The sequence below is a fragment of the Actinoplanes sp. NPDC051861 genome, assembly GCF_040681145.1.
Taxonomy (GTDB): Bacteria; Actinomycetota; Actinomycetes; order Mycobacteriales; family Micromonosporaceae; genus Actinoplanes.
Map to the genome: position 1 here is coordinate 1 of NZ_JBFAYE010000035.1, position 26,425 is coordinate 26,425.

The 26,425-nt window shown below is 70.3% G+C and carries 28 protein-coding genes; 10 read left to right on the forward strand and 18 right to left on the reverse strand.

Annotated elements, in window-relative coordinates; all coding sequences use genetic code 11:
* Window positions 1-79: 79 nt before the first annotated feature.
* Entirely contained in the window at window positions 80-577 is a 498-nt protein-coding gene (locus tag AB0M02_RS45275; RefSeq protein ID WP_364238719.1) for an aldo/keto reductase, read from the reverse strand.
* 124 nt (window positions 578-701) lie between these two features.
* Between AB0M02_RS45275 and AB0M02_RS45280 the strand changes: the two genes are divergently transcribed.
* Entirely contained in the window at window positions 702-2,054 is a 1,353-nt protein-coding gene (locus tag AB0M02_RS45280; protein ID WP_364238720.1) for a wax ester/triacylglycerol synthase domain-containing protein, read from the forward strand.
* Window positions 2,051-2,425, forward strand: coding sequence for a PH domain-containing protein (locus tag AB0M02_RS45285; RefSeq protein WP_364238721.1), 375 nt, complete (start codon window positions 2,051-2,053; stop codon window positions 2,423-2,425). Before AB0M02_RS45280 ends, AB0M02_RS45285 begins: the two co-directional genes overlap by 4 nt.
* Before the next feature lie 12 nt (window positions 2,426-2,437).
* On the opposite strand, the gene AB0M02_RS45290 is transcribed toward AB0M02_RS45285, so the two are convergent.
* Together AB0M02_RS45290 and AB0M02_RS45295 are read right to left on the reverse strand one after the other, a co-directional pair.
* Window positions 2,438-2,863, reverse strand: a complete 426-nt coding sequence (locus tag AB0M02_RS45290) for a PIN domain nuclease (RefSeq protein ID WP_364238722.1) — start codon at window positions 2,861-2,863, stop codon at window positions 2,438-2,440.
* Window positions 2,860-3,081, reverse strand: a complete 222-nt coding sequence (locus AB0M02_RS45295; protein WP_364238723.1) for a type II toxin-antitoxin system VapB family antitoxin — start codon at window positions 3,079-3,081, stop codon at window positions 2,860-2,862. The genes AB0M02_RS45290 and AB0M02_RS45295 overlap by 4 nt, the downstream gene beginning before the upstream one ends.
* 109 nt (window positions 3,082-3,190) lie before the next feature.
* Here AB0M02_RS45295 and AB0M02_RS45300 point away from each other — a divergent pair, with 109 nt between their 5' ends.
* A complete protein-coding gene (locus AB0M02_RS45300) occupies window positions 3,191-3,487 on the forward strand; it encodes an MTH1187 family thiamine-binding protein (protein WP_364238724.1) in 297 nt (98 codons plus the stop codon).
* Window positions 3,484-4,158: an HAD family hydrolase gene (locus AB0M02_RS45305; protein WP_364238725.1), complete on the forward strand. Its 675-nt coding sequence runs from the start codon at window positions 3,484-3,486 to the stop codon at window positions 4,156-4,158. Before AB0M02_RS45300 ends, AB0M02_RS45305 begins: the two co-directional genes overlap by 4 nt.
* Before the next feature lie 61 nt (window positions 4,159-4,219).
* Here AB0M02_RS45305 and AB0M02_RS45310 read toward each other — a convergent pair whose 3' ends face one another.
* Genes AB0M02_RS45310 through recO form a run of 3 tightly spaced genes read right to left on the reverse strand, consistent with a single transcriptional unit; the run spans window position 4,220 to window position 6,343 of the window.
* Window positions 4,220-4,744 carry a histidine phosphatase family protein gene (locus AB0M02_RS45310; RefSeq protein ID WP_364238726.1) on the reverse strand — a complete coding sequence of 175 codons (525 nt, stop codon included), beginning with the start codon at window positions 4,742-4,744 and terminating at the stop codon, window positions 4,220-4,222.
* Between the two features lie 43 nt (window positions 4,745-4,787).
* On the reverse strand, window positions 4,788-5,630 hold the full coding sequence (locus AB0M02_RS45315; protein WP_364238727.1) for an isoprenyl transferase: 843 nt from the start codon (window positions 5,628-5,630) through the stop codon (window positions 4,788-4,790).
* On the reverse strand, window positions 5,567-6,343 hold the full coding sequence (gene recO / locus AB0M02_RS45320; RefSeq protein WP_364238728.1) for a DNA repair protein RecO: 777 nt from the start codon (window positions 6,341-6,343) through the stop codon (window positions 5,567-5,569). Before recO ends, AB0M02_RS45315 begins: the two co-directional genes overlap by 64 nt.
* Before the next feature lie 107 nt (window positions 6,344-6,450).
* On the opposite strand from recO, the gene AB0M02_RS45325 reads away from it, so the two are divergent.
* Window positions 6,451-7,287, forward strand: coding sequence for a DUF4097 family beta strand repeat-containing protein (locus AB0M02_RS45325; protein WP_364238729.1), 837 nt, complete (start codon window positions 6,451-6,453; stop codon window positions 7,285-7,287).
* Here the strand turns inward: AB0M02_RS45325 and AB0M02_RS45330 are convergent.
* On the reverse strand, window positions 7,284-8,354 hold the full coding sequence (locus tag AB0M02_RS45330) for an acyltransferase (RefSeq protein WP_364238730.1): 1,071 nt from the start codon (window positions 8,352-8,354) through the stop codon (window positions 7,284-7,286). The two genes, AB0M02_RS45325 and AB0M02_RS45330, sit on opposite strands and share 4 nt — an antisense overlap.
* A 77-nt stretch (window positions 8,355-8,431) precedes the next feature.
* The gene (era, locus tag AB0M02_RS45335; RefSeq protein ID WP_364238787.1) at window positions 8,432-9,328 is read right to left on the reverse strand and encodes a GTPase Era; all 897 of its coding nucleotides are present in this window, start codon (window positions 9,326-9,328) and stop codon (window positions 8,432-8,434) included.
* A 211-nt stretch (window positions 9,329-9,539) separates the two neighbouring features.
* Between era and AB0M02_RS45340 the strand changes: the two genes are divergently transcribed.
* Window positions 9,540-10,001, forward strand: coding sequence for a hypothetical protein (locus AB0M02_RS45340; protein ID WP_364238731.1), 462 nt, complete (start codon window positions 9,540-9,542; stop codon window positions 9,999-10,001).
* On the opposite strand, the gene AB0M02_RS45345 is transcribed toward AB0M02_RS45340, so the two are convergent.
* The 6 genes from AB0M02_RS45345 to AB0M02_RS45370 all read right to left on the reverse strand — a co-directional run bounded on the left by AB0M02_RS45345 (window position 9,991) and on the right by AB0M02_RS45370 (window position 15,638).
* A complete protein-coding gene (locus tag AB0M02_RS45345) occupies window positions 9,991-10,374 on the reverse strand; it encodes a cytidine deaminase (protein WP_364238732.1) in 384 nt (127 codons plus the stop codon). The two genes, AB0M02_RS45340 and AB0M02_RS45345, sit on opposite strands and share 11 nt — an antisense overlap.
* Complete coding sequence (locus AB0M02_RS45350; protein WP_364238733.1) at window positions 10,367-11,812, reverse strand: hemolysin family protein; 1,446 nt, start codon at window positions 11,810-11,812, stop codon at window positions 10,367-10,369. Before AB0M02_RS45350 ends, AB0M02_RS45345 begins: the two co-directional genes overlap by 8 nt.
* Window positions 11,813-11,814: 2 nt before the next feature.
* Window positions 11,815-12,285, reverse strand: coding sequence for an rRNA maturation RNase YbeY (gene ybeY / locus AB0M02_RS45355; protein WP_364238734.1), 471 nt, complete (start codon window positions 12,283-12,285; stop codon window positions 11,815-11,817).
* A gap of 23 nt (window positions 12,286-12,308) precedes the next feature.
* Window positions 12,309-13,388: a PhoH family protein gene (locus AB0M02_RS45360; RefSeq protein ID WP_364238735.1), complete on the reverse strand. Its 1,080-nt coding sequence runs from the start codon at window positions 13,386-13,388 to the stop codon at window positions 12,309-12,311.
* Window positions 13,389-13,905: 517 nt separating this feature from the next.
* A complete protein-coding gene (locus tag AB0M02_RS45365; RefSeq protein ID WP_364238736.1) occupies window positions 13,906-15,294 on the reverse strand; it encodes a serine hydrolase domain-containing protein in 1,389 nt (462 codons plus the stop codon).
* Window positions 15,291-15,638 (reverse strand): HIT domain-containing protein, encoded by a 348-nt coding sequence (locus AB0M02_RS45370; protein WP_364238737.1) that lies wholly within the window; start codon window positions 15,636-15,638, stop codon window positions 15,291-15,293. Before AB0M02_RS45370 ends, AB0M02_RS45365 begins: the two co-directional genes overlap by 4 nt.
* 69 nt (window positions 15,639-15,707) lie before the next feature.
* On the opposite strand from AB0M02_RS45370, the gene AB0M02_RS45375 reads away from it, so the two are divergent.
* Window positions 15,708-18,077, forward strand: coding sequence for a glycoside hydrolase family 3 C-terminal domain-containing protein (locus AB0M02_RS45375; RefSeq protein ID WP_364238738.1), 2,370 nt, complete (start codon window positions 15,708-15,710; stop codon window positions 18,075-18,077).
* 251 nt (window positions 18,078-18,328) lie between these two features.
* Here the strand turns inward: AB0M02_RS45375 and AB0M02_RS45380 are convergent, their stop codons facing one another.
* The 4 genes from AB0M02_RS45380 to hemW form a co-directional block, all read right to left on the reverse strand.
* Complete coding sequence (locus tag AB0M02_RS45380; protein WP_364238739.1) at window positions 18,329-19,063, reverse strand: 16S rRNA (uracil(1498)-N(3))-methyltransferase; 735 nt, start codon at window positions 19,061-19,063, stop codon at window positions 18,329-18,331.
* Between the two features lie 356 nt (window positions 19,064-19,419).
* Window positions 19,420-20,553 carry a molecular chaperone DnaJ gene (dnaJ, locus tag AB0M02_RS45385; RefSeq protein ID WP_364238740.1) on the reverse strand — a complete coding sequence of 378 codons (1,134 nt, stop codon included), beginning with the start codon at window positions 20,551-20,553 and terminating at the stop codon, window positions 19,420-19,422.
* Between the two features lie 34 nt (window positions 20,554-20,587).
* A complete protein-coding gene (gene hrcA, locus AB0M02_RS45390) occupies window positions 20,588-21,607 on the reverse strand; it encodes a heat-inducible transcriptional repressor HrcA (RefSeq protein WP_364238741.1) in 1,020 nt (339 codons plus the stop codon).
* 85 nt (window positions 21,608-21,692) lie between these two features.
* Window positions 21,693-22,889, reverse strand: coding sequence for a radical SAM family heme chaperone HemW (hemW, locus tag AB0M02_RS45395; protein WP_364238742.1), 1,197 nt, complete (start codon window positions 22,887-22,889; stop codon window positions 21,693-21,695).
* Window positions 22,890-22,915: 26 nt separating this feature from the next.
* On the opposite strand from hemW, the gene AB0M02_RS45400 reads away from it, so the two are divergent.
* From AB0M02_RS45400 to AB0M02_RS45410, 3 genes are all read left to right on the forward strand, one after another.
* Complete coding sequence (locus tag AB0M02_RS45400; RefSeq protein ID WP_364238743.1) at window positions 22,916-23,689, forward strand: enoyl-CoA hydratase-related protein; 774 nt, start codon at window positions 22,916-22,918, stop codon at window positions 23,687-23,689.
* A gap of 48 nt (window positions 23,690-23,737) precedes the next feature.
* A complete protein-coding gene (locus tag AB0M02_RS45405; RefSeq protein WP_364238744.1) occupies window positions 23,738-24,598 on the forward strand; it encodes a hypothetical protein in 861 nt (286 codons plus the stop codon).
* A 120-nt stretch (window positions 24,599-24,718) separates the two neighbouring features.
* Window positions 24,719-26,350: a PAS domain S-box protein gene (locus tag AB0M02_RS45410; RefSeq protein ID WP_364238745.1), complete on the forward strand. Its 1,632-nt coding sequence runs from the start codon at window positions 24,719-24,721 to the stop codon at window positions 26,348-26,350.
* Window positions 26,351-26,425: the final 75 nt, after the last annotated feature.

The window sequence follows — 26,425 nt, forward strand, 5'->3', positions numbered from 1 at the left end:
GAACCCGCCAGCATCCGCCACCAGACACCAGCCATGATCCGCCTGCACGCCTTCCCACAACCCGCAAGATCAACTTAAGCTACGCGGCATTGGGCGCGATCCCAGCGACCTCATCGAGGTGGGCCAGCCGGATGTTGGAGAGTCCGAGATGACGGATCAGGCCCTCCGAACGCATTTCGGCGAGTGCTCCAAAACGGTCAGCAATCGCGGCCGCGTCGCCGCTGACTCGCAGATTGACCAGGTCCAGCGCGTCCACGCCGAGTCGACGCAGATTCTCCTCGACCTGAAAGCGCAGCTCAGCCGGTGTCGTCGCGCCGCCCCAGCCGCCATCCGGGCGACGACCGGGTCCGACCTTGGTTCCGATCAAAAGCTTTTGGGGGTACGGGTAAAGCGCCTCCCTGATCAACTCAGGCGCATACCGCACCGGGCCCGGTTCGCCGTCGAGGATGCCGCCCGGTGAGAAGTAGAAGGCCGCAGTGTCGATGTGGTCGACTCCCAGCTCCACGGCACGGCGCAGAACCCGGACCGCCGTCGTCGTGTCGGACCGCACGGTGAGCCGCATCGAGCCGAAGCCCATGCGGTTGACGGTCTTGTCGCCGAGCTGCCAGGTTCCCGCCGCTGAGGATCGCACCCGGCAAGAGTAGGCACCACAGGACAGGTCTCTCGGCCCTCCCCGGCCCGCCCGCACCGAGGAAGAGTGGTTGCCGGAGGTTCCGATGCGGGTCACCGTCACCGATCTGATCAACCTGGCCGCCGAGAGTCCGGAGACGCCGATCCACGTCGCCGCCGTGGCCGTTCTGGAGGGTCGGCCGGATTTGGCCGAGGCACGGGCCCGGGTTGCCGCCCGGGTCGCCGAGGCACCACGACTACGCCAGGTCCTCCGATTCCCCGGCCCGGCCCGGGGGCGACTGTTCAGGACGGACCACCCCGGCCCGGCCTGGAGGCGGCTGTTCGGAACGAACCACCCCGGCCCGGCCCGGGGGCGGCTGTTCAGGACAGACCACCCCGGCCCGATCTGGAGGCGGCCGTTCTGGACCGACCACCCCGGGTTCCGGGCCGAGCGGCACGTCGAGATCGCCGAGGTACCGGCGCCCGGCGACGAGGGTGCGCTGCTGCGCCTCACCGAGCGGCTGATCGAGCCGATGCTGGACCGGTCACAGCCGCTGTGGCGTCTCTGGCTGGTGCCACTGCCGGAGGGCCGAAGTGCGCTGATCTTCCTGCTGCATCACGTCGTCGCGGACGGGCAGGCGGCGCTCGGGCTGGTCAGCCGGCTGCTCGGCGACGACATCGCGCCGGCACGGGTGCCTTCCTCGATGCGGGGCGGTCAGGGTTCGCGCTTGCCCGGCGTACGCATGCTGCTCTTCGGACCAAAAACCTCGCTGAACGTGCCGGTGAGCGCAACCCGCCGCCTGGCCCTGATCCGGCTGGATCTCGCGGCTGTGAAGGCCGTGGCGCACCTGCATGGCGCCACCGTGAACGACGTCGTCCTGGCCCTGGTCACCGGCGGCCTCCGCGCCCTGGTCCGCTCGCGCGGCGAACCTCTCGAAAGCCTGCGGCTGACCGCCTCGGTCGCCGTCTCCCTGCGTCCTCCCGGCTCGAACCCGGTGATCGGCAACCGGGTCGGCGCCGTGCTCGTCCGCCTGCCCGTGACCGAAACCCGCCCCTCAGCTCGGCTGGCCCAGGTCGCGCAGACCACCGCGCGGGCCAAACGGGAACAGTCCGCCACCGCCGCCACCGGCATCCTGACGCTGATGGCGCGGCTCGGCACGGCTCGCTGGTGCGCCCGCCACCAGCGCGTCACCACCGTCGTCGAGAGTGACCTGATCGGACCGCCCGAGCCGATCCGGCTCCTGGGCGTACCCGTCCGCGCCCTCATCCCGGTCGGCAACCTCGCCGGAAACGTCGGGCTGTCGTTCGTGGCGCTCTCCTATGCGGGACGGCTCACCGTGACCGTCCACGCCGACGCGGCCGGCTTCCCCGACCTGCCGGTCCTGCTCGACGGCATGCGGCGGGAGGCTGCGGCCTTGGACCTGCCGGTTACCGTGGTCCCGTGATCGACTTCGCGAACGGCTCCGTCTTCAAGCTCAACCCGTGCGACCCGAACGAGGTGGTTCCGCAGGTGGCGCCGTTCCTGGTCCAGGGCGAGCGCGTGATCTTCGCCTTCAAGACGGTCCGCGATTTCGTCGTCTTCACCGACAAGCGCCTGATCGCCGCGAACGTGCAGGGGCTGACCGGGTCGAAGACGGATTTCACGACGCTGCCATACAACCGGATCCAGGCGTTCTCGGTGGAGACCGCGGGAAGCTTCGACCGCGATTCCGAGCTGGATCTGTGGTTCAGCGGGCTGGGTAACGTGCGGCTCGAGTTCAAGCGGAACGTCGATATTCGCCAGTTGAGCCAGCTGATCGCGACTTACGTGCTCTGACCCCTCCTTCCCTCAGTCGACAGACCCGGGTGCGGCGATCCACCGAGTCGGCTGGCCGGTGACTCTTGCCACCTGCGTGAAGTCTCGGTCGAAATGCAGAATCGTCATCCTGTGCTGCTCGGCGGTGGCGGCGATCAGCAGGTCGACCGGGCCGGCGGACCGGTGCGCGCCCAGGTCCGTCAGACTCCGCTGCACCTCGGCGGCGCGCTCGAAGCCCTGGTCGGGGACGAGGACCCAGCAGTAACTCGCCCGCAGCGTGCGTTCCCACTCGTCTCTTTCTTCCCTGGAGCGTGCGCACCGGAAGATCTCGAGTTCGGTGAGGGGACAGATGCCGAGCACTCCGTGATAGACCGGCTCGGCCCAGGCTTTGCGGAGCTCGGGGTTCCGCACCAACCGGATGAACGCGCTCGTGTCGACGAGATATCTCACCGGCTTCATGCCCGATTGCTCCGTTTGTTCGCGAGGTCGTCGAAGTCGCCCCTGGCACCCATCTCGCCGAGTCGCTCCCAGGCATCGAGCCGCGCCCGCGCCGCGACGATCTCACGGAGAGCCGCGTTGACGGTCTCCTCCGTGCCACTCGTTCCCAGGATCGCGCTCGCCGCCGTCAGCGCCTCGTCGTCGATGTCTATGCGCTTCTCTGCCACAACCGCCTCCATGAACCTCACCCCCAGCGTATGTCAATGCACTCTCGTCAACTTGCTCAGCGCCTAGACTAGGCGTGCGCCTTGATCGACTCAAGGGCAGCTCACTGCCAAAATGGGAACCATGCTGGTTGCCTTCTCTGTGACTCCCATCGGAAGCGGTGACTCCGTCGGTGACGCCGTCGCCGAGGCTGTCCGCGTGGTTCGCGCCTCCGGGCTGCCGAACCGGACCGATGCCATGTTCACCACGATCGAGGGTGAGTGGGACGAGGTGATGGCCGTCGTCAAGCAGGCTGTCGACGCGGTCGCCGCCGCGGCTCCGCGGGTCAGCCTCTCGCTGAAGGCGGACGTCCGGCCGGGTGTCACCGGTGCGCTGACCGCCAAGGTGGAGCACATCGAGAGGGTGCTGGGTCAGTCGTGAGGCGCCTCGTCATGTGGGACATCGACTACACCCTGCTGCGCGGGGGCGGGGTCGCGGCACGGGCCTGGAAGGCGGCGTTCACCGAGGTGACCGGCGTGGCGTGGCAGGACACGCCGATCTTCGGCGGGCGTACGGACCTGGACATCTGCGCGGAGGTGTTCTCGGCGCACGGGGTGACCGACTGCACGCCGGAGCGGTTCTTCACGCGGTACGTGGAGAAGATCCACGAGATCAAGCACGAGTTCGCCGAGCAGGGGTCGCTGATGCCGGGCGTCAAGGAGGTCCTGACCCGGCTCGGCGACGACCCGGCCGTGGTGCAGACCCTGGTCACCGGCAACGTCCCGGAGGTCGCCGCGGTGAAGGTGGCGGCGTTCGGGCTGGACGGGTCGTTCGACGCCGAGGTGGGCGGTTACGGCACCGACGACAGCGTGCGCGCCACCCTGGTGCGGCGGAGCCTGGAGCGGGCGCGGGCCAAGTACGGCGAGGAGTTCCGCCCGGTCGTCGTCGGCGACACCGTGAACGACGTGACGGCGGCGCTGGCGAACGGTGCCGTCGCGGTCGGTGTGGCAACGGGCACGACCGCGGCGGCGGAACTGATCGCGGCCGGCGCACACACCGTCCTGCCGGACCTGGCCGACGCCGACAACGCGATCCGGGCCCTCAAAGCCTGAACGCCGGCGGCAACCCCGATCCCCCTCAAAGCCTGAACGCCGGCGGCAACCCCGATCCCCCTCAGAGCCTGAGCTCCGGCGGCAACCCGGTCCACCTCAACCCCGGCTCCAGGTGCGACAGGTCGTTGACCAACAGCACCCTCGGCCACGACCCCGCCGGATACCGGATCACGGTCAGCCCCGTGTTCGCGTGGTTGACCACCCGGAACCGCTCCGGCGGCGCCGCGAGCGCGTCCCGGACGAACCACCCGACCTGGAAGTTGTGGGTGATGACCAGGTCATGGGTCTCGTCCGCCACCGGCGCGGTGAACCGGGCGATCATCGCCGCGTCGGCGGCCGGGTCCTCGGTGGGGATCCGGTCGTCGAGTTCGGCGGCGACCCGCACCGGCACCCCGGGCAGGTGTGCGGCCACCACCTCGGCGGTCCGCTCCGCCCGGGGCCGCGGGCTGTGGCTGATCGAGGCGAACGTCAGCCCGGCCAGCCGCGCGCCGAGCAGATCCGCCTGGCGGCGGCCGGTCACGCTCAGCCCGGACTGATCGGGCGTGGCCTCGCCGTGCCGCACGATCCACAGATGCCGTGTGCTCATCGCCCCACGATGGCAAAGCCCGCGGGGCCGCACACCACACGCGTCAGGTCGGCGACACCGGGTTGGGCAGCGCGCCACCGAAGCGGCGGTCCCGCTGGGCGTAGAGCTCACACGCATACCACAGGTGGCGGCGGTCGAAGTCGGGCCAGAGGGTGTCCAGGTAGACCATCTCCGCGTACGCCGACTGCCACAGCAGGAAGTTGGACGTCCGCTGCTCGCCGGAGGGCCGCAGGAACATGTCCACCTCGGGGATCTCCGGGTGGTACAGATATTTCGCGATCGTCTTCTCGTTGACCTTGTCGGCCTTGAGCCGGCCGGCCGCCACGTCACGGGCGATCGCCGCCGTCGCGTCCGCGATCTCGGCCTGACCGCCGTAATTCACGCAGAACTGCAGGGTGAGCGTCTTGTTGTTCCGGCTCATCTCCTCGGCGGTCTGCAACTCGGAGATGACGCTCTTCCACAGGCGACCGGCCCGGCCGGACCAGACCACCCGCACGCCCAGGTCGACCAGCTGGTCACGGCGGCGGCGGATCACGTCGCGGTTGAAGCCCATGAGGAAGCGCACCTCCTCGGGCGAGCGCTTCCAGTTCTCGGTGGAGAACGCGTACGCCGAAAGGTAGGGAATTCCCAGCTCGATGGCGCCCTCGATGGTGTCGAACAGGGAATACTCCCCCTGCTCGTGCCCCTTGGTCCGGGACAGCCCCCGCTGCTTGGCCCAGCGGCCGTTGCCGTCCATCACGATCGCCACATGGCGCGGGATCGCGGCGGCTGGCAGCTGGGGCGGCCGGGCCCCGGAGATGTGCGGGGTGGGCGGGCGCGGCGTCAAGGGTTCAACTCCCGTCGATCGACAAGCGGCAACGAGCGCAGTGCGCGCTCCATGTGCCATTGCAGGTGCGCGGCGACCAGCCCGCTGCACTCCCGGCGCACCGGGGGTTCGGTGGCGTCGGCGAACGTCCAGTCGCCGACGGTCAGAGCGTTCATCAGGCCGAGGGTCACCGGGCTCGGGTGTGCCGCGCCGGGCGGACGGCAGTCCGGGCAGACCGCGCCGCCGGCCGGCACGGCGAACGCCGCATGCTGCCCCGGAGTGCCGCACACCGCGCACTCCATGATCGCCGGCGCCCAGCCGGCAAAGGCCATGGCCCGCAACAGGTACGCGTCGAGCACCAGACTGCCCGCGTGCTCACCCGCGGCCAGCGCCTTGAGCGCGCCCAGGGTGAGCTGGAACAGCCGCAAGGCGGGCTCGCGCTCCACGGGCGTGAGCCGCTCCGCGGTCTCGCAGATCGCGCTGGCGGCGGTGTATCTCGGGTAGTCGGTGAGGAAGCTCTTGCCGAACAGCGTGACCGCCTCGACCTGGCTCACCGAGTGCAGTGAACTGCCCACCCCCTCCGGTGAGCCGGCGAGTTGCAGGTCGATGTGGCCGAACGGCTCGAGCCGCGCACCGAAGCGCGAGGAGGTGCGGCGCACGCCCCGGGCGACGGCCCGCAACCGGCCGTGCCTCCGGGTCAGCAGCGTGACGATCCGGTCGCTCTCGCCGAGTTTCTGCACGCGCAAGACCACCGCGTCGTCGCGGTAGAGCTGGCGTCGGTATCCGGCGGGCACACCGTCATTCTGCCCGGTGCCTACGACATACCCTGACCCGGATCTCAGGGTCGGCTCGGGGACGAGACCCATGGTGCCCCGGAGCCCGCGGAAATAGCGTCAGCATCATGAACCGACGTGTTGCCGTGGCCCTCGCCGCCGCCTCGCTGCTCGCCCTGGCCGGCTGCGACGGAGTGGTGGGCGCCAAGATGACCTTCGACGACACCGAGAAGGCCAAGGTCACCGACATCGTGCTGACCGGCGGCAGCGCCGACGTGATGGTGACCACGGGCACCGCCACGGAGACCCGGATCAAGCGGGAGGTTCGCGGGTCGACCGACCCCGGCCCGTCGTACGAGCTGTCCGGCGCGATCCTGACGCTGCCCACCGACTGCGGGCGCGACTGTCACGTGACGTACCAGATCGAGGCGCCCGCCGGTGTGGCCGTCCGCGGCGATCTGAGCTCGGGTGACGTCATGCTGGAGCGGGTGGGCCCGGTCGACCTGAAGCTGACGTCCGGCGACATCGGCGTGCACGGCGCCACCGGCCCGGTGAAGATCAGGGCCACCTCGGGGGATCTCGTGGTGAACGGCGCTCCCGAGGTGAGCCTGGAGTGCACCTCGGGCGACCTCACCGCGCAGGAGATCGCCGGTCCGATCACGGCCCGGGCGTCGTCCGGCGACATGCTGCTCGGCACGAGCGTCCCGGCGTCGGTGACGGCCACGGTGAGCAGCGGCAACCTGGATGTGAGCGTGCCGAGGGGCAGCTATCAGGTCCGCACGGACACCAGCAGCGGCGACGAGTCGGTTGATCCGGAGATCAACGACGTCCCGAACGCGGAGCACAAGCTCGACCTGCGCACCCGCAGCGGCGACCTGAACCTCATGGCGGGCCTGGACGCCCGCCCGGCGCCGGAGGCCCCTGAGGGCCCGTCAGCACCGGCAGCGCCGAGGAGCCCCCGCTAGGAGCCGCTAGCGGCCGCCGAAGAAACGGCCGCCGGATGACCGGGTGCCGGATGACCGGGTGCCGGAGAAACGGGTGCCGGCACCGGGACCCGACGACCCGGCCACACCTCCGGCCGCCGACCAGCAGCCCAGTCCTCCACCCACCCCACCAGGGCGACCACCACAGCCAGCAACCCGAACACCACCACGACCCGCCAGCCGATACCCACGCCGGTCCGCACCGGCAGCCCGTACCCCTCCCCGATCTGCGTCACGGCCACGATCAACGGGACATGCCACAGATAGATCGTGAGCGCCCGCGCGTTCAGAACGGTCAGAATCCGGCTCTCCCGCACCATCGGGGAGATCCGGAGCGCGACCATGATGAACGCCGCCGACCACAGCGCGTTCCCCAATGGGATGTCGTTGAGGTCGTACCCGCGCGGGCCCGGATGGGTCAGCACCCACGCCAGAGCCGGCAGGGCGAGCCCGACAGCGATGGCAAGAATCGTGCGCCGTCCCATCCGCTGCAGGTGGCCGTCGTGATGAGCGAACCCGAGCAGCCAGGCCCCACCGTAAAGCGCGAGGTCGTGCGCCACAGCCGGCACCGTGAAGGACCCCAGCTCCAGGACGGCCAGGATCAGGTAAGGCACCAGAACCGATACAAGAGGAAATTTCCGAAAAATCGGTAAAAGAATGGGCGACAGCAGGACGAACCACAGGAAGTCTCGCAAATACCAGGCGTGACTCAGGGACTGCATCCACCACCCGGTCGCCTCCGGATCGACCAGCGGGAAGCCCCAGAACAGCAGACGCCAGGCCCACGGCGTACCGGCGATCAGCATCGCCGGCACCGCGATCAGCCCGACGACCCAGAGCGACGGCAACAGGCGGCGCAGGCGGCGCTCCACCGCCCACACCCCGAACCGGTCCAGCGACGCCGCCATGAGCGACCCGGCCAGCGCGAACATCACCGACATGGCGGGGAAGACGACGGTCAAGGCCGTCCACCCGGTCAGGTGATAGATCACCACGCGGACGGTCGCCACGGCACGCAGGAGGTCGAGGTACCGGTTTCGCATGGCCATTGGTGTTACCCAAGTACGGCCGAAAAGCGCAAACTCCGGTGAACTATCCCATAGTCAGGCTATGTCCATGTTTAAATCTAAAAACCCAGCTTACGCAGCTGCTTCGGGTCCCGCTGCCACTCTTTGGCGACGCGAACATGAAGATCTAGGTACACCCTCGTACCCAAAAGCTCCTCGATCTCACCTCGCGCCTTCGACCCGACGTCCCTGAGCCGCGTGCCTCGCGTTCCGATCACGATCGACTTCTGACTGTCACGCTCGACGTAGAGGTCGGCGTAGATCTTGGTGAGATTCCCCTCGACCATCATCTCCTCGACGAGCACCGCGATCGAGTGTGGTAGCTCGTCGCGCACGCCCTCGAGCGCCGCCTCCCGGATCAGCTCGGCGATCAGCACCTGCTCCGGTTCGTCGGTGAGGACGTCGTCCGGATACAGCTGGGGCGACTCCGGCAGATACTTCACCATCACGTCGGTCAGCACCTCGACCTGGTGCCCGGAGACCGCACTGACCGGGACGATCTCCGCGAAGTCATACAGCTGCGACACGGCCATCAGCCGTTCCGTCAGCGTCGCCGGATCCACCAGGTCCACCTTGGTCACCACGGCGATCACGGTGGCCTTCAGCGCGCTGATCTCCGCCGAGATGAAACGGTCGCCACGCCCGATCGGCTCGTCTGCCGGGAAGCACACGCCGATCACGTCGACCTCGCTCCACACCTCCCGGACCAGGTCGTTCAGCCGCTCACCGAGCAGCGTCCGCGGCCGATGCAGCCCCGGCGTGTCGACAAGCACCAGCTGCGAGTCCGTCCGGTGCAGAATGCCCCGAATCACGTGCCGCGTAGTCTGCGGCTTGTTCGAGGTGATCGCGATCTTCTGCCCGACAATCGCATTCGTCAGCGTCGATTTGCCCGCGTTGGGCCTTCCGACGAAGCAGGCAAATCCAGCCCGATAAACCCCATCGTCCGGCTTGGCGATCCGTGCGGCCTTGTGCCGGTGAGATCCAGGTGCAACCCCTTCAGATGTACGGGCAAACGACCGCTCCCCCGAAGAGTCCCCTCGTCCCCGAGAGCCGGCGGACACCCCTTCCGGCGCCCGCTGCCGCCCCACACCGTCACCACTCCGCGCGCCCGGCCCGCCACTCGCCCCGCCCGGCCCGCCACGTCCCGCGCCCGACCTGCCGCCTCCGGTGCCCGACCTGCCGCCGCCCGCGCCCGACCTGCCACTCCCCGCGCCCGATCTGCCACTCCCCGCGCCCGATCTGCCACTCCCCGCGCCCGACCTGCCGCTCCCCGCGCCCGACCTGCCGCTCCCCGAGCCCGACCTGCCGCTCCCCGAGCCCGACCTGCCACTTCCCGCGCCCGACCCGCCGCCGAACGTCGCGCCGAATCCGCCCTTCTTCCCGCCTGCCTGGCCGCTGCCCTTCGCACCCGACCCGGCACCGCGCGCACCCGACCCGCTCTTCGCGCCCGACCCGCCGCCCTTCGCACTCGAATCGCCGCTCCTCGCGCCCGGCTGGCGGCGGCCGCGCTGGTCAGCTCCCTGGTCGGCCGCGCGGCGGGCGGCCCGGCGCTCCTGGCGGCGCAGTTCGTTGCGTTCTCCCGCGGTGAGGCGGCGTTCGTCGTTCGGTTCCGGGGCCATCACTGGGTGACCGTGCCGAGCAGCGCGCCGTCCGGGCCCGCCACGTGGATCGGGGCGTCCGTGGCCAGGTCACGCACCGCGGCGCGCCCGCCGCCGTCGAGCACCGGCGACTCGGTGACCACCGCTGCCGCCTCGATGCTGGTGGCGCCGGAGGACACCGCCTGTGCCACCGCCAGCTGCAGCGCGGTCACGGCGAGGCTGGGCAGCGTCACCGTGGCCGCCGCGTAGGTGCGTCCGTCCTGATCACGGACCGCGGCGCCCTCGACCGCGCCCACACGGGCCCGTGAACTGCGCGCCAGGGTGACCAGTTTGGTGTCCTCGGCGCTCAGCGCGGTGCCGTCCGTGCCCGGCACGGTAGCGGCGTCGAAGGTCTGCTCAGGCATCTGCGGGTTGTCTTTCCTCGGTCTCGGCAACGTTCTCATCGGACTTCTCAGCGGGCGGCTCCGGGCGTATCCGGCGCACCAGCACCGAGTCGATCCGGTTCCGCCGGCCGGTGGCGCCCTCGGCGGTCAGGTGCAGGCCACCGACCTCCGCCTTGGCGCCGGGGATCGGCACCCGGCCGAGCGTCTGCCCGAGCAGGCCGCCGACCGTCTCCACCTCGTCGGCGGGCAGCTCCACGCCGAACACGTCGCCCAGGTCCTCGATCGGAAGCCGGGCGGCGACGCGTACCGAGCCGTCCTCCAGGTGCTCGATCGGCGGGCGTTCCACGTCGTACTCGTCGGTGATCTCGCCGACGATCTCCTCGAGGATGTCCTCGATCGTCACCAGACCGGCCGTACCGCCGTACTCGTCGACCACGATCACCAGGTGGTTGCGGGCGGCCTGCATCTCCGACAGCAGGTCGTCGACCGGCTTGGACTCCGGCACGAACGTCGCCGGGCGCATCGCGTCGGCCACCGCCTGCGCGGTCGCCTCCGGATCGCCGTTCTGGGTCCGCCGGATCACGTCTTTCAGATAGAGCACACCGAGCACGTCGTCGACGCTCTCCCCGATCACCGGGATCCGCGAGAAGCCCGACCGCAGGAAGAGGAAGAGCGCCTGCTGCAGTGTCTTCGGCGCCTCGATCCACACCATCTCGGTACGCGGCACCATCACCTCACGGGCGATCGTGTCACCCAGCGCGAACACCGAGTGGATCATCTCGCGCTCGCCGTGCTCGACAACGCCCCGCTGCTCGGCCAGGTCGACCAGCTCCCGCAGCTCCACCTGACTGCCGAACGGCCCCTCCGGGAACCCCTTGCCCGGCGTCACCGCGTTACCGATCAGGATCAGCAGCTTGGCGAGCGGGTTGAGCACCTTGCCGAGCCATCGCACGAGCGGCGCGGTCGCGCGGCCCACCGCGTAGGCGTGCTGGCGCCCCACGGTCCGCGGCGCGACGCCCACCACGACGAAACTGATCAGCGTCATGGCACCGGCCGCGACGAGCGCGGCCTGCCAGCCCACGCCCCAGGTGTCGACCGCCACCATGGTGACCATGGTGGTCGCGGTCAGCTCACAGAGCAGCCGGAGCAGCAGCAGGAGGTTGACGTGACGCACCACGTCGGAGGCGACCGCGGCCAGCGCCCCGGCACCCCGCTGACCCTCCCGGGCCAGCTCCGCCGCCCGAGCCGGCGACACCGTGGCCAGCGCCGCGTCGGTCATCGAGGCGAGCCCGGCCAGCAGCACCAGCAACACCGCCACAACGATCAGCTGCGCGTCGGGCAGACCAGCCGCAGCCGGCGCAGCCGCGATCAGCTGCACGTCGGGCAGATTGGCCGCGATCAGCCCACCGTCGGGCAGACCGGCCGTGGCCGGCGCGGCCGCTAGATGTGCGGGGTCCATGGTTAGCCGGCCTTGCGGCCGGCGCGCCAGCTCTGCAGAAGTTTGTTCTGCAGGGCGAACATCTCGCGCTCCTCGTCCGGCTCGGCGTGGTCGTAGCCGAGCAGGTGCAGCGCGCCGTGGACGGTGAGCAGGTGCAGCTCGTCGGCCGGTGCGTGGCCGGCGGCGGCGGCCTGTTTCGCCGCCACCTCCGGCGCCAGCACGATGTCGCCCAGCAGGGCCGGCTCGCCGGTGCCCGACTCGCCGGGCCCGTGGTCGACGCTGCCCTCGTCCATCGGGAAGGCCAGCACGTCGGTGGGACCGTCGCCGCCCATCCACCGATGGTTCAGCTCGGCCATGTAGTCGATGTCGACGAGCAGGATCGACAGCTCAGCGAGCGGGTTGACCCCCATCTCGTCCAGCGCGTGCCGGGCAACCGCGAGGATCGCGTCGGTGTCGACCTCGACTCCCGACTCGTTGGCGATCTCGATGGACATAGTGGTGCGATTACCCCTTGCGACTAGCGCCGGCGCCCCGACGACCGGCCACCACTGGCGGCCCGGCCCGGCACGGCGTGAACGGATTGTGCTGCCTGTTGTTCCTGCGCGACGTCATATCTCGCGTAGGCGTCGACGATCTCGGCGACCAGCCGGTGCCGCACCACGTCGGAGCTGGAGAGCTCCGCGAAGTGCACGTCCTCGACGTCGTGCAGGATCTCCCGCACGACCTTGAGGCCGCTGCTCGTGCCGCCGGGCAGGTCGACCTGGGTGACGTCACCGGTCACCACGATCTTCGCCCCGAACCCGAGCCGGGTCAGGAACATCTTCATCTGCTCGGGCGTCGTGTTCTGCGCCTCGTCCAGGATGATGAACGCGTCGTTGAGGGTCCGGCCACGCATGTACGCCAGCGGCGCGACCTCGATCGTGCCCGCGGCCATCAGCCTGGGGATGGACTCCGGGTCGAGCATGTCGTGCAGGGCGTCGTAGAGCGGCCGCAGATAAGGATCGATCTTCTCGGTCAGCGTGCCGGGCAGGAAGCCGAGCCGCTCACCCGCCTCGACCGCCGGCCGGGTCAGGATGATCCGGCTGATCTGCTTGGCCTGCAGCGCCTGCACGGCCTTGGCCATCGCCAGATACGTCTTACCGGTTCCGGCGGGGCCGATCCCGAAGACGATCGTGTTCTGGTCGATGGCGTCGACGTAGCGCTTCTGCCCCAGCGTCTTGGGCCGGATGGTGCGCCCGCGCCGGGACAGGATGTTGAGGGTGAGCACCTCGGCGGGGCGCTCGGTGGTGTTGGCCTCGAGCATCGCGAGGGTGCGGCGGACCGCGTCGACGGTGAGCGTCTCACCCTTCTCGATGAGCTCGATCAGCTCGGAGAACAGTCGCTCGGCGGTGGCGTTGTCGGCCGGGTCACCGGTGATGGTGATCTCGTTGCCGCGCACATGCACGTCACTGTCGAGAGACCGCTCGATGAGACGGAGGATCTCGTCCTTGGCGCCGAGCAGGTTCACCATGATCTTCGGGTCACTCACCGAGATCTTGGTCTGCGCCCGCACCGGGCTGGACGAACCCGTGCTGGAAGTGTTCGGCGTACCGGTCATAGGGCGGCCCTGAGGGCCTCCGCCACCTGCTCTCATTCTCTGCGTCGTCCCGGTCGGGCCGGCGTGCTCAAGGATCGTGCCATCCTATCCGCTCACCCGTCTGCCCGCCGATGCCATTATCGCCAGGCCGTTCCACAGATCACCCGCCCGGAGCCCACCCGAACGCCACCGGAACGCCACCGCCGGCGGCAAGGACCGAGGACGGAACCCGCGGGCCGCCAGGAACGGGGCGGGGCAGAGCGACCCGCCGCCAGGAACGGGGCGGGCCAGGGCGACCCGCCGCCAGGAACGGGGCAGGGCCGCCGACAGGCCAGGGCGAGGCGGGGCCGCCGACAGGCCAGGGCGAGGCGGGGCCGCCGGCGGCCAGGAGCGGGGAGCCAAGGCCGCGAGAAGGGGAGCCGGGCGATGGCGGAGCGGCCGGGCGCGGGACCACCCGCCGTGTCCCGGCGGGCGCGCTGCGGCCGTGGGTTGGCAGGTGGTCGCGGGTCTCCCCGATCGAGAGCACGACTCGCGTACCCTAAATCGGCTCTCGCCCCGCTGAGGCCGGGCCTCCGTCGAAGCCCTCCTGAAGCCGGGTGAAGCGGTAGGTCGCCCAGTGCATGCGGACCACCGCGCCGCTCTCGTCCCGGGTGAGGCGCAGCAGCTCGCCGGCCTCCCGCCCGGAGACCGTGCGCAGGACGTCCGGCCGGTCCGGCAGCTCCTCGAAGATCGCCGGAGGGCGATCCGCGGGCGCCTCGGTCACCCGGGCCTGCAGTCTGTTGTCATGCCAGGCGAAGACGAACTCGGAACCCTCGCTCCACCAGCGGCCGAGCGCCGAGCGGTAGCGCGGCGGCGCGGGCGGGGACGGGCGCCACGGTGTGATGTCGGCGGGGTCGAGGTCGGTGGCGAGGCGGAGGAGCTCGTGGACGAGTTCGTTGGTCTGGCCGGCGGTGCCGGAGGAGCCGAGTACCGCGCAGCCCAGCGCGCCCGGGTTGCCCTCGCCGCCGCGGCGGCCGTAGACGCCGGCCAGGAAGCCGGGCATCGCGCCGTCGTGGCCGACGTGGACGATGCGTTTGCCGTCGGGTACGAGGATCAGGCCGAGACCGAAACCGGTCGCCCAGAGGGACTCGTCGGTGGTGGTGAGCGGCCAGCGCATCTCGTCGACGGTGGCCGGGGTGAGCACCTGCCCGCGCGGGTCCACGACGGCCGGGTCCGCCAGGAATGCCGCCCATTTCGCCATATCGGTGGCGGTGCTCCAGATCTGCGCGGCCGGTCCGACACCGCCCAGGTCGACAGGTGGCTCCGGGCGGGCGGCGTCGGAGTACGCGTCGACGAGATAGCCGATCACGGCTTCCGGAGGCGTCTCGACGGTGGTGGCACTCAGGCCGAGCGGGGACAGGACGCGCGCGGTGAGAACGTCGGCCCAGGTGGTGCCGCGGAGCTTCGCGACGAGCTGGCCGAGGACGGCGAGGCCCAGGTTCGAGTAGTGGAAACGGCGCGCGTTGGGCAGCACCCGCTCGGCGCGGTCCAGTTCGGCGAGCATCCGGGCGGCGTCCGGGGTGATCAGCGTGTCCCAGACGTCACCGTGCGGCTCGCGCTGGTATCCGGCGGTGTGCGAGAGGAGCCGGCGGATCGTGGCGTCGCCGTGCGCGGGGACGTCGAGGTACGCCGAGACCGGCTCGTCCAGGTCGAGCAGCCCCTCGTCGCGGGCCTGCAGGACGAGCACCGCGGTGAACGTCTTGGTGACCGAGCCGATCCGGAACCGGCTGCCAGGATCGAGGGGATGGCCAGGATTGCCGGAGTCGCCGACGGTGAAGGCCCAGGGCTCGCGGTCCGCCCGGTGCAGGGCCACCGAGAGGGCCGGGATGCGGCCGTCCGCCTGGGCCTTGCGGGCGGCGCGCTCATACCGTGCTACCGGTGCGCTCACCGGCCGGCCAGCATCGGGCCGAGCGGCGCGCCACCGACGACGTGCGCGTGGACGTGGAAGACCTCCTGGCCGCCGTGCGGGCCGGTGTTGAAGATCACGCGAAAGCCGTCCTTCAATCCCTCGAGCTCGGCGACGGTCGCGGCGGCGGCCAGCACGTCGGCGGCGGCGGACGGGTCGCCGGCCAGCGCGACCACGTCAGCGTGGTGCGCGACCGGTATGACCAGCACGTGGGTGGGCGCCTTCGGGTCGATGTCGCGGAAGGCCAGGGTCGTCTCGGTCCGGTGCACGACGGCCGCCGGGATCTCACCGGCCACGATGCGGCAGAAGAGGCAGGAGTTTTCCACCTGTCGGATCTTATGTGTTGCAGATTGAATGGTCGGCGGATCCTTGGACCCGATTGTGGGAGCGCTCTCATGACTGATTTAGATCACCTTCTCCAGAAATTGACCGTGGAGGAGAAGGTGTCGCTGCTGACCGGACAGGACTTCTGGTCACTGCCGGCCATCCCCCGGATCGGCCTGCGGTCGCTGGTCATGTCGGACGGCCCGGTCGGCGTACGCGGCACCGGCTACACCCCCGAAGACCCGTCCGTGGCGCTGCCCAGCCCCACCGCGCTTGCCGCGACCTGGGACACGGCACTCGCCGAGCGCGCGGGACGGCTGCTCGGCCAGGAGTCCCGGCGCAAGGGTGTGCACCTGCTGCTCGGCCCGACGGTGAACCTGCACCGGACACCGCTCGGCGGCCGGCACTTCGAGTGCTACTCGGAGGACCCGCTGCTGACCGGGGAGATCGCGGCGGGCTTCGTGACGGGTGTGCAGGCGCACGGCGTGGGCACGACCGTGAAGCATCTGGTCGGGAACGACTTCGAGACCGAGCGGATGACCGTGGACGTGCAGATCCCGGAGCGGGCGCTGCGAGAGGTGTACCTCGCGCCGTTCGAGCGGGTGGTCGCGGCCGGTGGCTGGGGCGTGATGAGCGCGTACAACGGGGTCAACGGCGAGACGATGTCCGCCAACGGCCGGCTCCAGGACGAGATCCTGAAGCGGGAGTGGGGCTTCGACGGGATCGTGGTGTCGGACTGGCGTGCGGCGCGGGACACGGTGGCGGCGGCGGTGGGTGGGCTCGACATCGCCATGCCGGCCATGGACAACCCGTGGGGGCCGAAGCTGGTCGAGGCGGTCCGGTCCGGCGCCGTCGCGGAAGAGCTGATCGATGAAAAGGTACGGCGAGTGCTACGGCTGGCCGCTCGGGTCGGGATTCTGGACGGCGCAGAACCGACAAACACCCTAAATGACGAAAAAGGTGAGGATGTCGCTCATGAGGTTGCGGTCCGCTCGTTCGTCCTGGCCCGCAACTCGGTCCTCCCGCTCGACGCCGGCGCGCTGACCCGGGTGGCGGTGATCGGGGCCCTCGCGACCGATGCCCGCGTCCTCGGGGGCGGCAGCGCGCAGGTCACCCCGCAGCACGTGATCTCACCGCTCGACGGGATCCGCCACGCCCTGCTCGGTGTCGACGTGCCCTACGCCGTCGGCGCCGACCCGCGCCCGTTCCTCCCGCCCGCGCAGGGCCCGGACTGGGCGCCGTTCACGTTCACCCTGGAGAGCCACGAGTTCGGCGTCGAGACGGGCACCGTCCGGTGGATCGGCGACCTGCCCGGCGGCCTGGACGTCGCCCACGTCACCAGCCTCGAACTGCACACCGAACTCACCCCGGCGACCGGCGGCGACCACGTCCTCGCGATCTCCGGCTTCGGCGCGTTCGAACTCACCGTCGGCGGCGAGAAGCTCTACCAGGGCTCGCTGCACCCGCCCGGCACCGGCCGCGCCGACCTCCTCCTGCACCCGCGCGAACAGCGCTTCACGGTGGCGCTGCCGGCCGGCGTACCGGTACCCGTCGTGTTGCGCCAGACCTTCGACCCCGGCATGGCGCACTCGGTCTCCACCACGCTCGGTCACCGCCCGCCCGGTCCCGACGAGGACGGCCTGATCGCCGAAGCGGTCGAGCTCGCCGCCCGCTCTGACGTCGCGGTGATCGTCGTCGGCACCACCGAGCAGGTCGAGTCGGAAGGTTTCGACCGCTCGTCGCTGGCACTTCCGGGCCGCCAGGACGAGTTGGTCTCCCGGGTGGCGGCGGCGAACCCCCGGACGATCGTCGTGGTCAACGCCGGCTCGCCGGTACTGCTGCCGTGGGCCGAGGAGGCCGCGGCGGTCCTGCTCACGTGGTTCCCGGGGCAGGAGGCGGGCCGTGCGCTGGCCGACGTGCTGACGGGCGTGGCCGAGCCGGGCGGGCGGTTGCCCACCACCTGGCCGAGGCGCGAGGAGGACTGCCCGGTCCTCGACGTGCATCCCTCCGGCGGCACCCTCGCCTACGACGAGGAGATCTTCATCGGCTATCGCGGATGGTTGCGGTCCGGGGCAAGCCCACTCTTCGCGTTCGGTCACGGTTTGGGTTACACCACTTTTTCGTACGGTGAACTCGCTGTGACTCCTGCTGAGGCGGTCGTCACGCTCACGAACACGGGCGAGCGCACGGGGCGTGAGGTCGTACAGATCTACCTGTCCTCCACCGACCCGTCCCCCGCCGAACGCCCGTCACGATGGCTCGCCGGCTTCACCACCGTCACCGCCGCACCGGGCGAGACCGTCACCGTGCGGATCCCGCTGCCGGAGCGCTCCTTCCAGGTCTGGCACGACGGCTGGCAGACAGTCCCCGGCACCTACACCGTGACCGCCGCCCACGCCCTCGACGACCCACGCCTGACCACTCCCCTAGCCTTCCCGTAATCCCCCCATCCCGCCACAATCCGCGTCTCCAGCCCCGCCGCCAACCGCGTCTCCGGCCACGCCGCCAACCGCGTCTCCGGCCCCGCCGCAACCCGCACCTCCCGTCCCGCCGCAAACCGCGAGATCTTGGAGAGTTGTGGCTCGAATACGGGCGCAACCCTCCAAGATCTCGCCGGGCCACCAACGGGAGCCGGTCACCAGAGGGAGCGCCGGCTCACCACCGGGAGCCGGTCACCAGCGGGAGCGCCAGCTCACCAGCGGGAGAGGTGTGCGGACAGGACTGACAGGGCGGCTACGCCCGCTGTCGACGTGCGCAGGACGGTGCTGCCCAGGCGGACGGGGACGGCGCCGGCGTCGCGGAAGAGTTCGAGTTCGGTGTCGGAGATGCCGCCCTCGGGGCCGACCACCAGGACGATCTCGCCGGAGTCGGGGAGGGGCACGGCGGCCAGCCGCTCAGTGGCCTCCTCGTGCAGCACGAACGCGGCCGCGGCGGCCGACAGACGGGCGGTGACCTGCTTCGTCGACGTGTCCGGGTCGCCCCTCACCACGGGCAGCCAGCAGCGGCGAGCCTGTTTGGCGGCCTCGCGGGCGGTGGCCGCCCACCTGTCGCGAGCCTTGAACCCGCGTTCCGCACGCCACTGCGCCACCGACCGCGACGCCGCCCACGGCACGATCTCGTCGACGCCCACCTCGGTCATCGCCTGAACAGCCAGCTCGCCCCGGTCGCCCTTGGCGATGCCCTGCACCACGACCAGCCGCGGGTCAGGCGCGGGCTCCTCGGCGATGCTCAGAACCATCAAATCCACACGCCCGCGCTGGACCGCCGTCACCTCGCCCCGGGCGGTAGCGCCACGCCCGTCGGCCAGGATCAGCGTCTCCCCCACCCGCAGCCGCTGCACGTCGGCGGCGTGATGCCCCTCGGGCCCGTCCAGCGTGAACGACGATCCGACGGGCAGGCTCTCAACCAGAAACAGCGGCGCCGACATCCCCGAGACGCTACAGGCCGACTCAGAGCATGGGGATCCAGCGCCCACACACCAACCGAAGGAGCCCCCGCCGCCGCAGAGCATGGGGATACCGCACCACACGCCGACCGAGGGAGCGCAACCACTCACGCACGTCGCCGGGTGGTGGTGAGCGCTCTGGACGCGTAGCGGCCAGCTCGCCGCCGCCCGGCCCTCGGCGTGAGCGACGTCCTGTACCCCCCACCCCGCTACGACATCAAGCTCTTGATCTTGATCCCGCAAAGCGGGGCCGGCCGAAGCGGGGCCGGCCGAAGCGGGGCCGGCCGAAGCGGGGCCGGCCGAAGCGGCGGTCGAGGAGACGCTGCGGTGGGACCCGCTCAGTGGCCGTTGAAAGCGTCTCGCATCCGGCTGAAGAAGCCGCCCTGCTTGCTCAGCTCCGCCACGTCCTCGCCGCGGGTCTTGGCGAAATCGCGCAGCATGCGTTCCTGATCGGCGGTGAGTTTCGTGGGTGTCTTGACGTCGAGGTGGACGAAGAGTTCGCCGCGGCCCTGGCCCCGCAGGTGCGGGACGCCCTTGCCGCGGATGCGCAGCGTGCTGGCGGGCTGCGTGCCGGGCTTGACCTCGATGTTCTCCTCGCCGTCGAGGGTCTTGATGGTCATCCGGGTGCCGAGGGCCGCCGCCGTCATCGGGAGGGTGACCCGGCAGTGGAGGTCGTCGCCCTTGCGGGAGTAGACGTCGTGGGGCCGTTCGTGGATCTCGACGTAGAGGTCGCCAGCGGTGCCGCCGCCGGGACCGACCTCGCCCTGCTGTGCCAGGCGGATGCGCATGCCGTCCTCGACGCCCGCCGGAATCTTCACGGTCAGTGAGCGGCGGGTGCGGATGCGGCCGTCGCCGGCGCAGGTGGGGCAGGGGTTCGGGATGACCGTGCCGTGGCCCTGGCAGTTCTGGCAGGGGCGCGACGAGACGACCTGGCCGAGGAAGGTGCGCTGGACCGACTGGACCTCGCCGCGGCCGGCGCAGACCTCGCAGGTGGCCAGGTGGGTGCCGGGCGCGGTGCCGGCCCCGGAGCACTGGGTGCACAGGACCGCGGTGTCGACGGTGATCGGCGCCTCGACGCCGAAGGCGGTCTCGACCAGGTCGAGCTCGAGACGCAGGATGGCGTCGGCGCCGGGACGGGTGCGCGGGCGCGGGCCGCGCGAGCCGCCGCCGGCCGCGGTGCCGAAGAACGCGTCCATGATGTCCTGGAAGCCGACGAACGGGCCGGCGCCACCGGGACCGGGCGCGCCTCCACCCGGCGCGAGGGGGTCACCGCCCAGGTCGACGATCTGCCGCTTCTGGTCGTCGGAGAGGACCTCGTACGCCGCGTTGATCTCTTTGAACTTCTCGTGCGCCTCCGGATCGGGGTTGACGTCCGGGTGGTACTGCCGAGCCAGTTTGCGGTAGGCGCGCTTGATCTCGTCGTCGGTGGCTTCTCGGGTCACGCCGAGAATTCCGTAGTAGTCCTTGGCCACGGGGTTTGGAGTCCTCAATGTCTGCGCGAATCCGTCAATTCTGTGCCAACAGGTCGCCAACGTACCGCGCGACTGCGCGAACAGTAGCGATGGTGCCCGGGTAGTCCATGCGGGTGGGGCCCAGGACACCGAGCCCACCAACGATCGTCGCACCCGGCCCGTAACCGCTGCTGACCACGGACACCGGCAGGTTGTCGATCTGGTTCTCGTCGCCGATCCGGACCCGGGTGGTGCTCGGCTCCAGGTCGCCGATGAGTTTGAGCAGGATGACCTCTTCCTCGAGGGCTTCGAGGACGGGGCGTAGCGTGCCCTGGAAGTCCAGCACACCGCCGCGTGTCAAGTTGGCCGTACCGGCCAGAGCGAGACGTTCCTCGCTGCGTTCGACGAGGGTTTCGAGCAGCACCGAGGCCAGGCAGGCCATGTCACCGCGGCGCTCCGGCGCGCACTCCTCGACCAGATTCTGCACCAGCGGTGGCGCGTCGACGAGCTTCTGACCTGCGAGTTTCTCGTTGCAGCGGCGGCGCAGCTCCCACACGTCGTCAGGCTGGACCGGCGCGGGCATCTCCACGAGGCGCTGCTCGACCCGGCCGGTGTCGGTGATCATCACGAGCGTCAGGCGGGTCGTGGAGATCGGCACGAGTTCCAGATGGCGAACAGCGGAGCGGGAAAGACTCGGATATTGCACGACGGCGACCTGGCGGGTCAGCTGGGCGAGGAGCCGGACCGTGCGATGCACCACATCGTCGAGGTCGACCACGCCGATCATGAAGCGCTCGATGGCGCGGCGCTCGGCCGGGCTGAGCGGCTTGATCCGGGTGAGCCGGTCGACGAAGAGCCGGTAGCCGGCGTCGGTGGGCACCCGGCCGGCGCTGGTGTGCGGCTGCCGGATGTAGCCCTCCTCCTCGAGGACCGCCATGTCGTTGCGCACCGTGGCCGGGGAGACGCCGAGCTGGTGACGCTCGACGAGAGATTTGCTGCCGACCGGCTCGCGCGTCTCGACGTAGTCCTCGACGATCGCCCGGAGCACCTCGAGCTTGCGGTCATCCAGACTCATATGACCCCTCCCCCTGCTGGCACTCCCGCTAATAGAGTGCCAGTCTACGTCGCGCTGCGGTGCAACGCGATGATCGAAAGTACGGTTATCCCGTCACATCCCGGATCACCGCGTCGGCCAGCAGCCGCCCGCGAAGGGTCAGCACCAGTCGCCCTTGCGCATAGGCGACCGGATCCAGCAGCCCGCCGTCCCGCGCGCGGGCCGCACCGGCAGCATCGACCCTGGTCAGCGGGATGCCGTCGCGGAGCCGGACCCGCAGCATCACGTCCTCCAGGTGCCGGTCCTCGGCGGTCAGCAGCTCACGACCGTGCCCGGGGGATTCACCGGCGTTGAGGCGTTTCGCGTACGCGGTCGGATGTTTGACGTTCCACCAGCGCACCCCGCCGACGTGCGAGTGCGCGCCCGGCCCGAGACCCCACCAGTCCGCACCCGTCCAGTAAAGCTCGTTATGCCTACATTTTCCGCCTTTTTTCGCCCAATTGGATACTTCGTACCACTCGAAGCCCGCGCTCGTCAGCGCTTCCTCGGCGGCCAGATAGCGGTCGGCGGCTACGTCGTCGGAGGGATAGGGCAACTCACCCCGGCGCATCCGGGTCGCCATCCGGGTCCCGTCCTCGACGATCAGCGCGTAGGCGCTCACATGGTCGACGCCGGCCGCGATCACCGCGTCGAGTGACCGGGCGAAATCATCGGCGGTCTCGCCCGGCGTCCCGTAGATCAGGTCGAGATTGACGTGCTCGAATCCGGCCTCGCGGGCTTCGAGTGCCGCCTGCGGAGCTCGACCGGCCGTGTGTTTGCGGTCCAGCACTCTGAGCACGTTCTCCGAGGCACTCTGCATGCCGAGCGAGATCCGCGTGAAGCCGGCGGCCTTCAGACCCCGCAAATACGACAAATCCACAGATTCCGGGTTTGCTTCGGTTGTCACCTCAGCGCCCGGCGCCAACCCCCAAACGCGATCGATCCCCTCCACGATCCGCCCGAGATCACCAGGCGACAGCAGGGTCGGGGTCCCGCCTCCGACGAACACGGTGTCCACCCGCGAGGGCTGGACGACCGTCGCCGCCAGTGCCAGCTCGGCCAGGACCGTCTCCGCGTACTCCTCCCGGCTCGCCCCACCGCCCAGCTCACTGGCCGTATACGTGTTGAAGTCGCAGTAACCGCACCGACTGGCACAGAACGGAACGTGAATATATACCCCGAAATCTCCTATATCGGATGTAGCGGATGGGGGGAGGGACCCGTCGATCGGGACGGGTTCACCATCGGGGAGTGCGCCGGCCATCCACCAAGCCTAGTTAGGGTCTCGGCATGGATCTGGTCCGTACCGTCACCGCCGCCGGGGTGACCACCATGACACTGGACAGCCCGTCGAATCGCAACGCGCTCTCCACCACCCTCCTGCGGCAACTCCTCGAGTCCCTGGCCGCGTCGAGCGCCGACTCCGGCTCCCGTGTGGTCGTTCTCACGCACACCGGCTCGGTGTTCAGCTCCGGCGTCGATCTCAAGGAGACCGCCGCCGCCGGTCCCGGCGACAAGCTTCCGGCCGAAATGCTCGCCGACGTCCTGGCCGTGCTCTGGGAGTTCCCCAAGCCGGTGGTCGCGCGGATCGCCGGTCCCGCGCGGGCGGGCGGTCTCGGCCTGATCGGGGCGGCCGACATCGCGGTCTGCACACGGGCGGCGACGTTCGCGTTCACCGAGGTCCGGCTCGGCGTCATACCCGCGGTGATCAGTTCGACCGTGCTGCCGCGCCTGGCGCCGCGTGCCGCCGCGGAGCTCTACCTGACCGGGGACGTCTTCGACGGGACGCGGGCGGCCGAGATCGGCCTGGTCACCGCGGCGGTCGAGGAGGGAGACCTGGATGCGGCGGTGGCGGGTTACTGCGCGTCACTCACGCGCGGCGGGCCACTCGCGCTTTCCGGCACAAAACAACTTCTCAGGCGTACGCGAAACGAGTCCATCCGCACCGAGTTGTCGGATCTGGCGCAACGCTCCGCCGGATACTTCAAGTCGGCCGAGGGCAGGGAGGGCGTCGCCGCCGCGCGGGAGAAGCGCGATCCGTCCTGGGTGCCCAGTCACGACTGAGCGCGAGCGCTCGTTGATTAGGCTTGGCGTCCGGACGAAGGAGGTTGGGTGCGAGTCAAGCCGCTGGTGGGCATCATCACGCTGCTCACCCTCGTCGGCGTGATCGGCGTCGTGGTGCTGGTCAACAACGTGACGGGCAAGCTCACGCTGCCCCGGATCGGCCCCGAGTGCACGGTCGTCGCGGACGGTGAGGTGACGCTCGACGCCGTGCAGATGGCGAACGCCGCCACGATCACAGCGGTCGGCGTGCGGCGCGGGATGCCGGAGCAGGCCGTGGTCGTCGCGCTCGCCACCGCGTTCCAGGAGTCCAAGCTGGAGAACCTCGACGACGGCGACCGCGACTCGGTCGGGCTGTTCCAGCAGCGGCCGAGCCAGGGCTGGGGCACCTTCGACGAGATCAAGGACCCGAGATACGCGGCCGGCAAGTTCTACGCCGCCCTCAAGAAGGTCAAGGGCTGGCAGGAGATGCGGGTCACCGACGCCGCACAGAAGGTGCAGCGCTCGGCGTACCCGGAGGCCTACGAGAAGTGGGCCGACGAGTCGAAGGTCCTCGCCGCCGCGCTGACCGGCCGGGCCACCGGCGCCGTCGAGTGCACGGTCCGCGGCGAGCCGGTCGTCCGTGGCGCTGCCGCGGCGACCGCCCTGCTGGACAGCCTCAAGCTCGACTGGGGCAAGAAACTTCCGAGCACCGCGGCGGCGGCCCGCGCGGCCGGCCTCACCGTCGACGTGACGAACGTGAACATCGGCTGGCGGTACGCGCACTGGCTGGTCTCGCACGCGTCGGCCACCGGCCTCGAACGGGTACGTTTCGGCGATCTGGAGTGGCACGCGCCGGAGGGAAAGTGGCGTCCCGTCACGGACGGCACCGGCGTGAACACGGCCCAGGTGGTCGCGGAGGTCTTCAGTTAGTTTTCCACCGCAACTATCGGTGACCGCCTGTCAGGTTTCGGAGCGGGACAGGCGGGTTGCGCTGCGTATATATCGACATGGACACTGCGCTACCGCCCTGGTACTAAGTAGAGCGTGCTGATGGCAATCGAGTGGATCCTGCTGGGGGTGGGAAGCGTCCACGCCATCATCATCGGCATCCATCGATACCACCCCGCTCGGAAGGCACCCTGGGTGCTGCTCGCCGGTGCCATCGCCGCGCTGGCCGTCGGCGACATCTTCTACGAGTACGACCGCATGGGCTACGCCGACGCCTGCTATCTGGCCATGTTCGGCCTCGTCGTGCTGAGCCTGCTCCAGTTCACCCGCGGCGGCGCGCTGCTCGTCGACCGGGCCCGGCTGATCGACATGCTGGCGATCGCGTGCACCACGCTGCTGGTGATCTGGGTCTTCGTGATCGGCACGGGTGGCCAGCTCGGCGCGGTCAACGCCGCCGACGTGATCGGCGGGCTCCTGCTGATCGGCGTCGCGGGCCGCCTGGTCGCCGCCGACCGCCGCAACGTCTCGGCGTGGCTGCTGCTCACCGGCGCGGTCGGTGTGCTGGCCGGCGACATCGCGTTCCCGCTGTGGCCCAACCGCGTCACCGAGTCGGCGTACGCGGTGCTCTACGTCGCCTGGGGACTGGCCGCCCTGCACCCGTCGATGGCCCGGCTCACCGAGCCGCGCACGCCGAAACCCAGCGCGTGGCGGTTCCGGTGGAACGTGATGCTCGGCGCGGCCGCGGTGACCCCGCCTGCGGTGCTGCTGATCGAGGCGCTCAACGGGACGATCCGCGACGGGGTGGTGATCGCGGTCATCACGGCGATCACCATGCTGCTGATCATCACCCGGCTCGCGGACGCGATCCACGCGCACAGCCAGGCACTCGAACGCGAGCACGGCCTGCGCAAGGCCAACACCGCTCTGGTGGCGGCCGCCGACCCGCCCGCCGTGGACGCCGCGGTGCGCGCCGCGGTCGAGCGGCTGCTCCCGCCGAACGCGATCAGCCGGGTGGTCCTGGCCACTGATGACGGCCAGCTGGAGCCGGAGGGCCTTCCGCCGGGACCGGCGGGCTCGGAGTCGCGCAGCTGGTGGGCGCCGGAGAGCAGCGGCGACGAGCGGACACTGATCTGCCCGCTGCGGCTGGAGCCCCTCGCGGTGGCCCGGCCCAGCGGCGGTGCGCTGATCCTCACCGGCCGCCGGGACGCCCTGGTCGCCGGCCGGGACGCCCTGGAGGTGCTGGCCGGCGAGGCCGCCCTCGCCCTGGACCGGATCACCCTGGTCGAGGCGATCGGCCGCCGTGACAGCGACCACTACCTGCGCACGGTCATCCCGAACACCGCCGAGGCCATGGCGGTCATCGACTCCGACCAGCGCATCCGTTACGCCAGCCCGGCGCTGCGGCGCCTGCTGGGCGGGGGCGAGCTGCCGCCGCTCACGGCACTCGACGATCTGGTCCATCCGGACGACCGAGCGAGGGTACGCAGGACGCTCGGCGCCCAGGGTGACGGCATCGTGCACTGCGGGCTGCAACGGCCGGACCTGTCCCAGGTGCTCGTCGAGTTGACGTACCGGGATCTGCGTGACGACCGTCTCGTGCAGGGACTGGTCGTGACGCTGCGGGACATCACCGACCGCCGGGACCCCTATGAGCGGGCGCCGCTGCAGGAATCCACCGGCGACCTGCCGGCACAGGTCAATCGGCGCAGCGCACGACACAAATTCCGGTACTGAGAATGACCCGACGACAAACGCCGGACCCTTTGCGGAGTCCGGCGTTCGTCGTCTGTGTTTTGGTTTTGCGTTCCC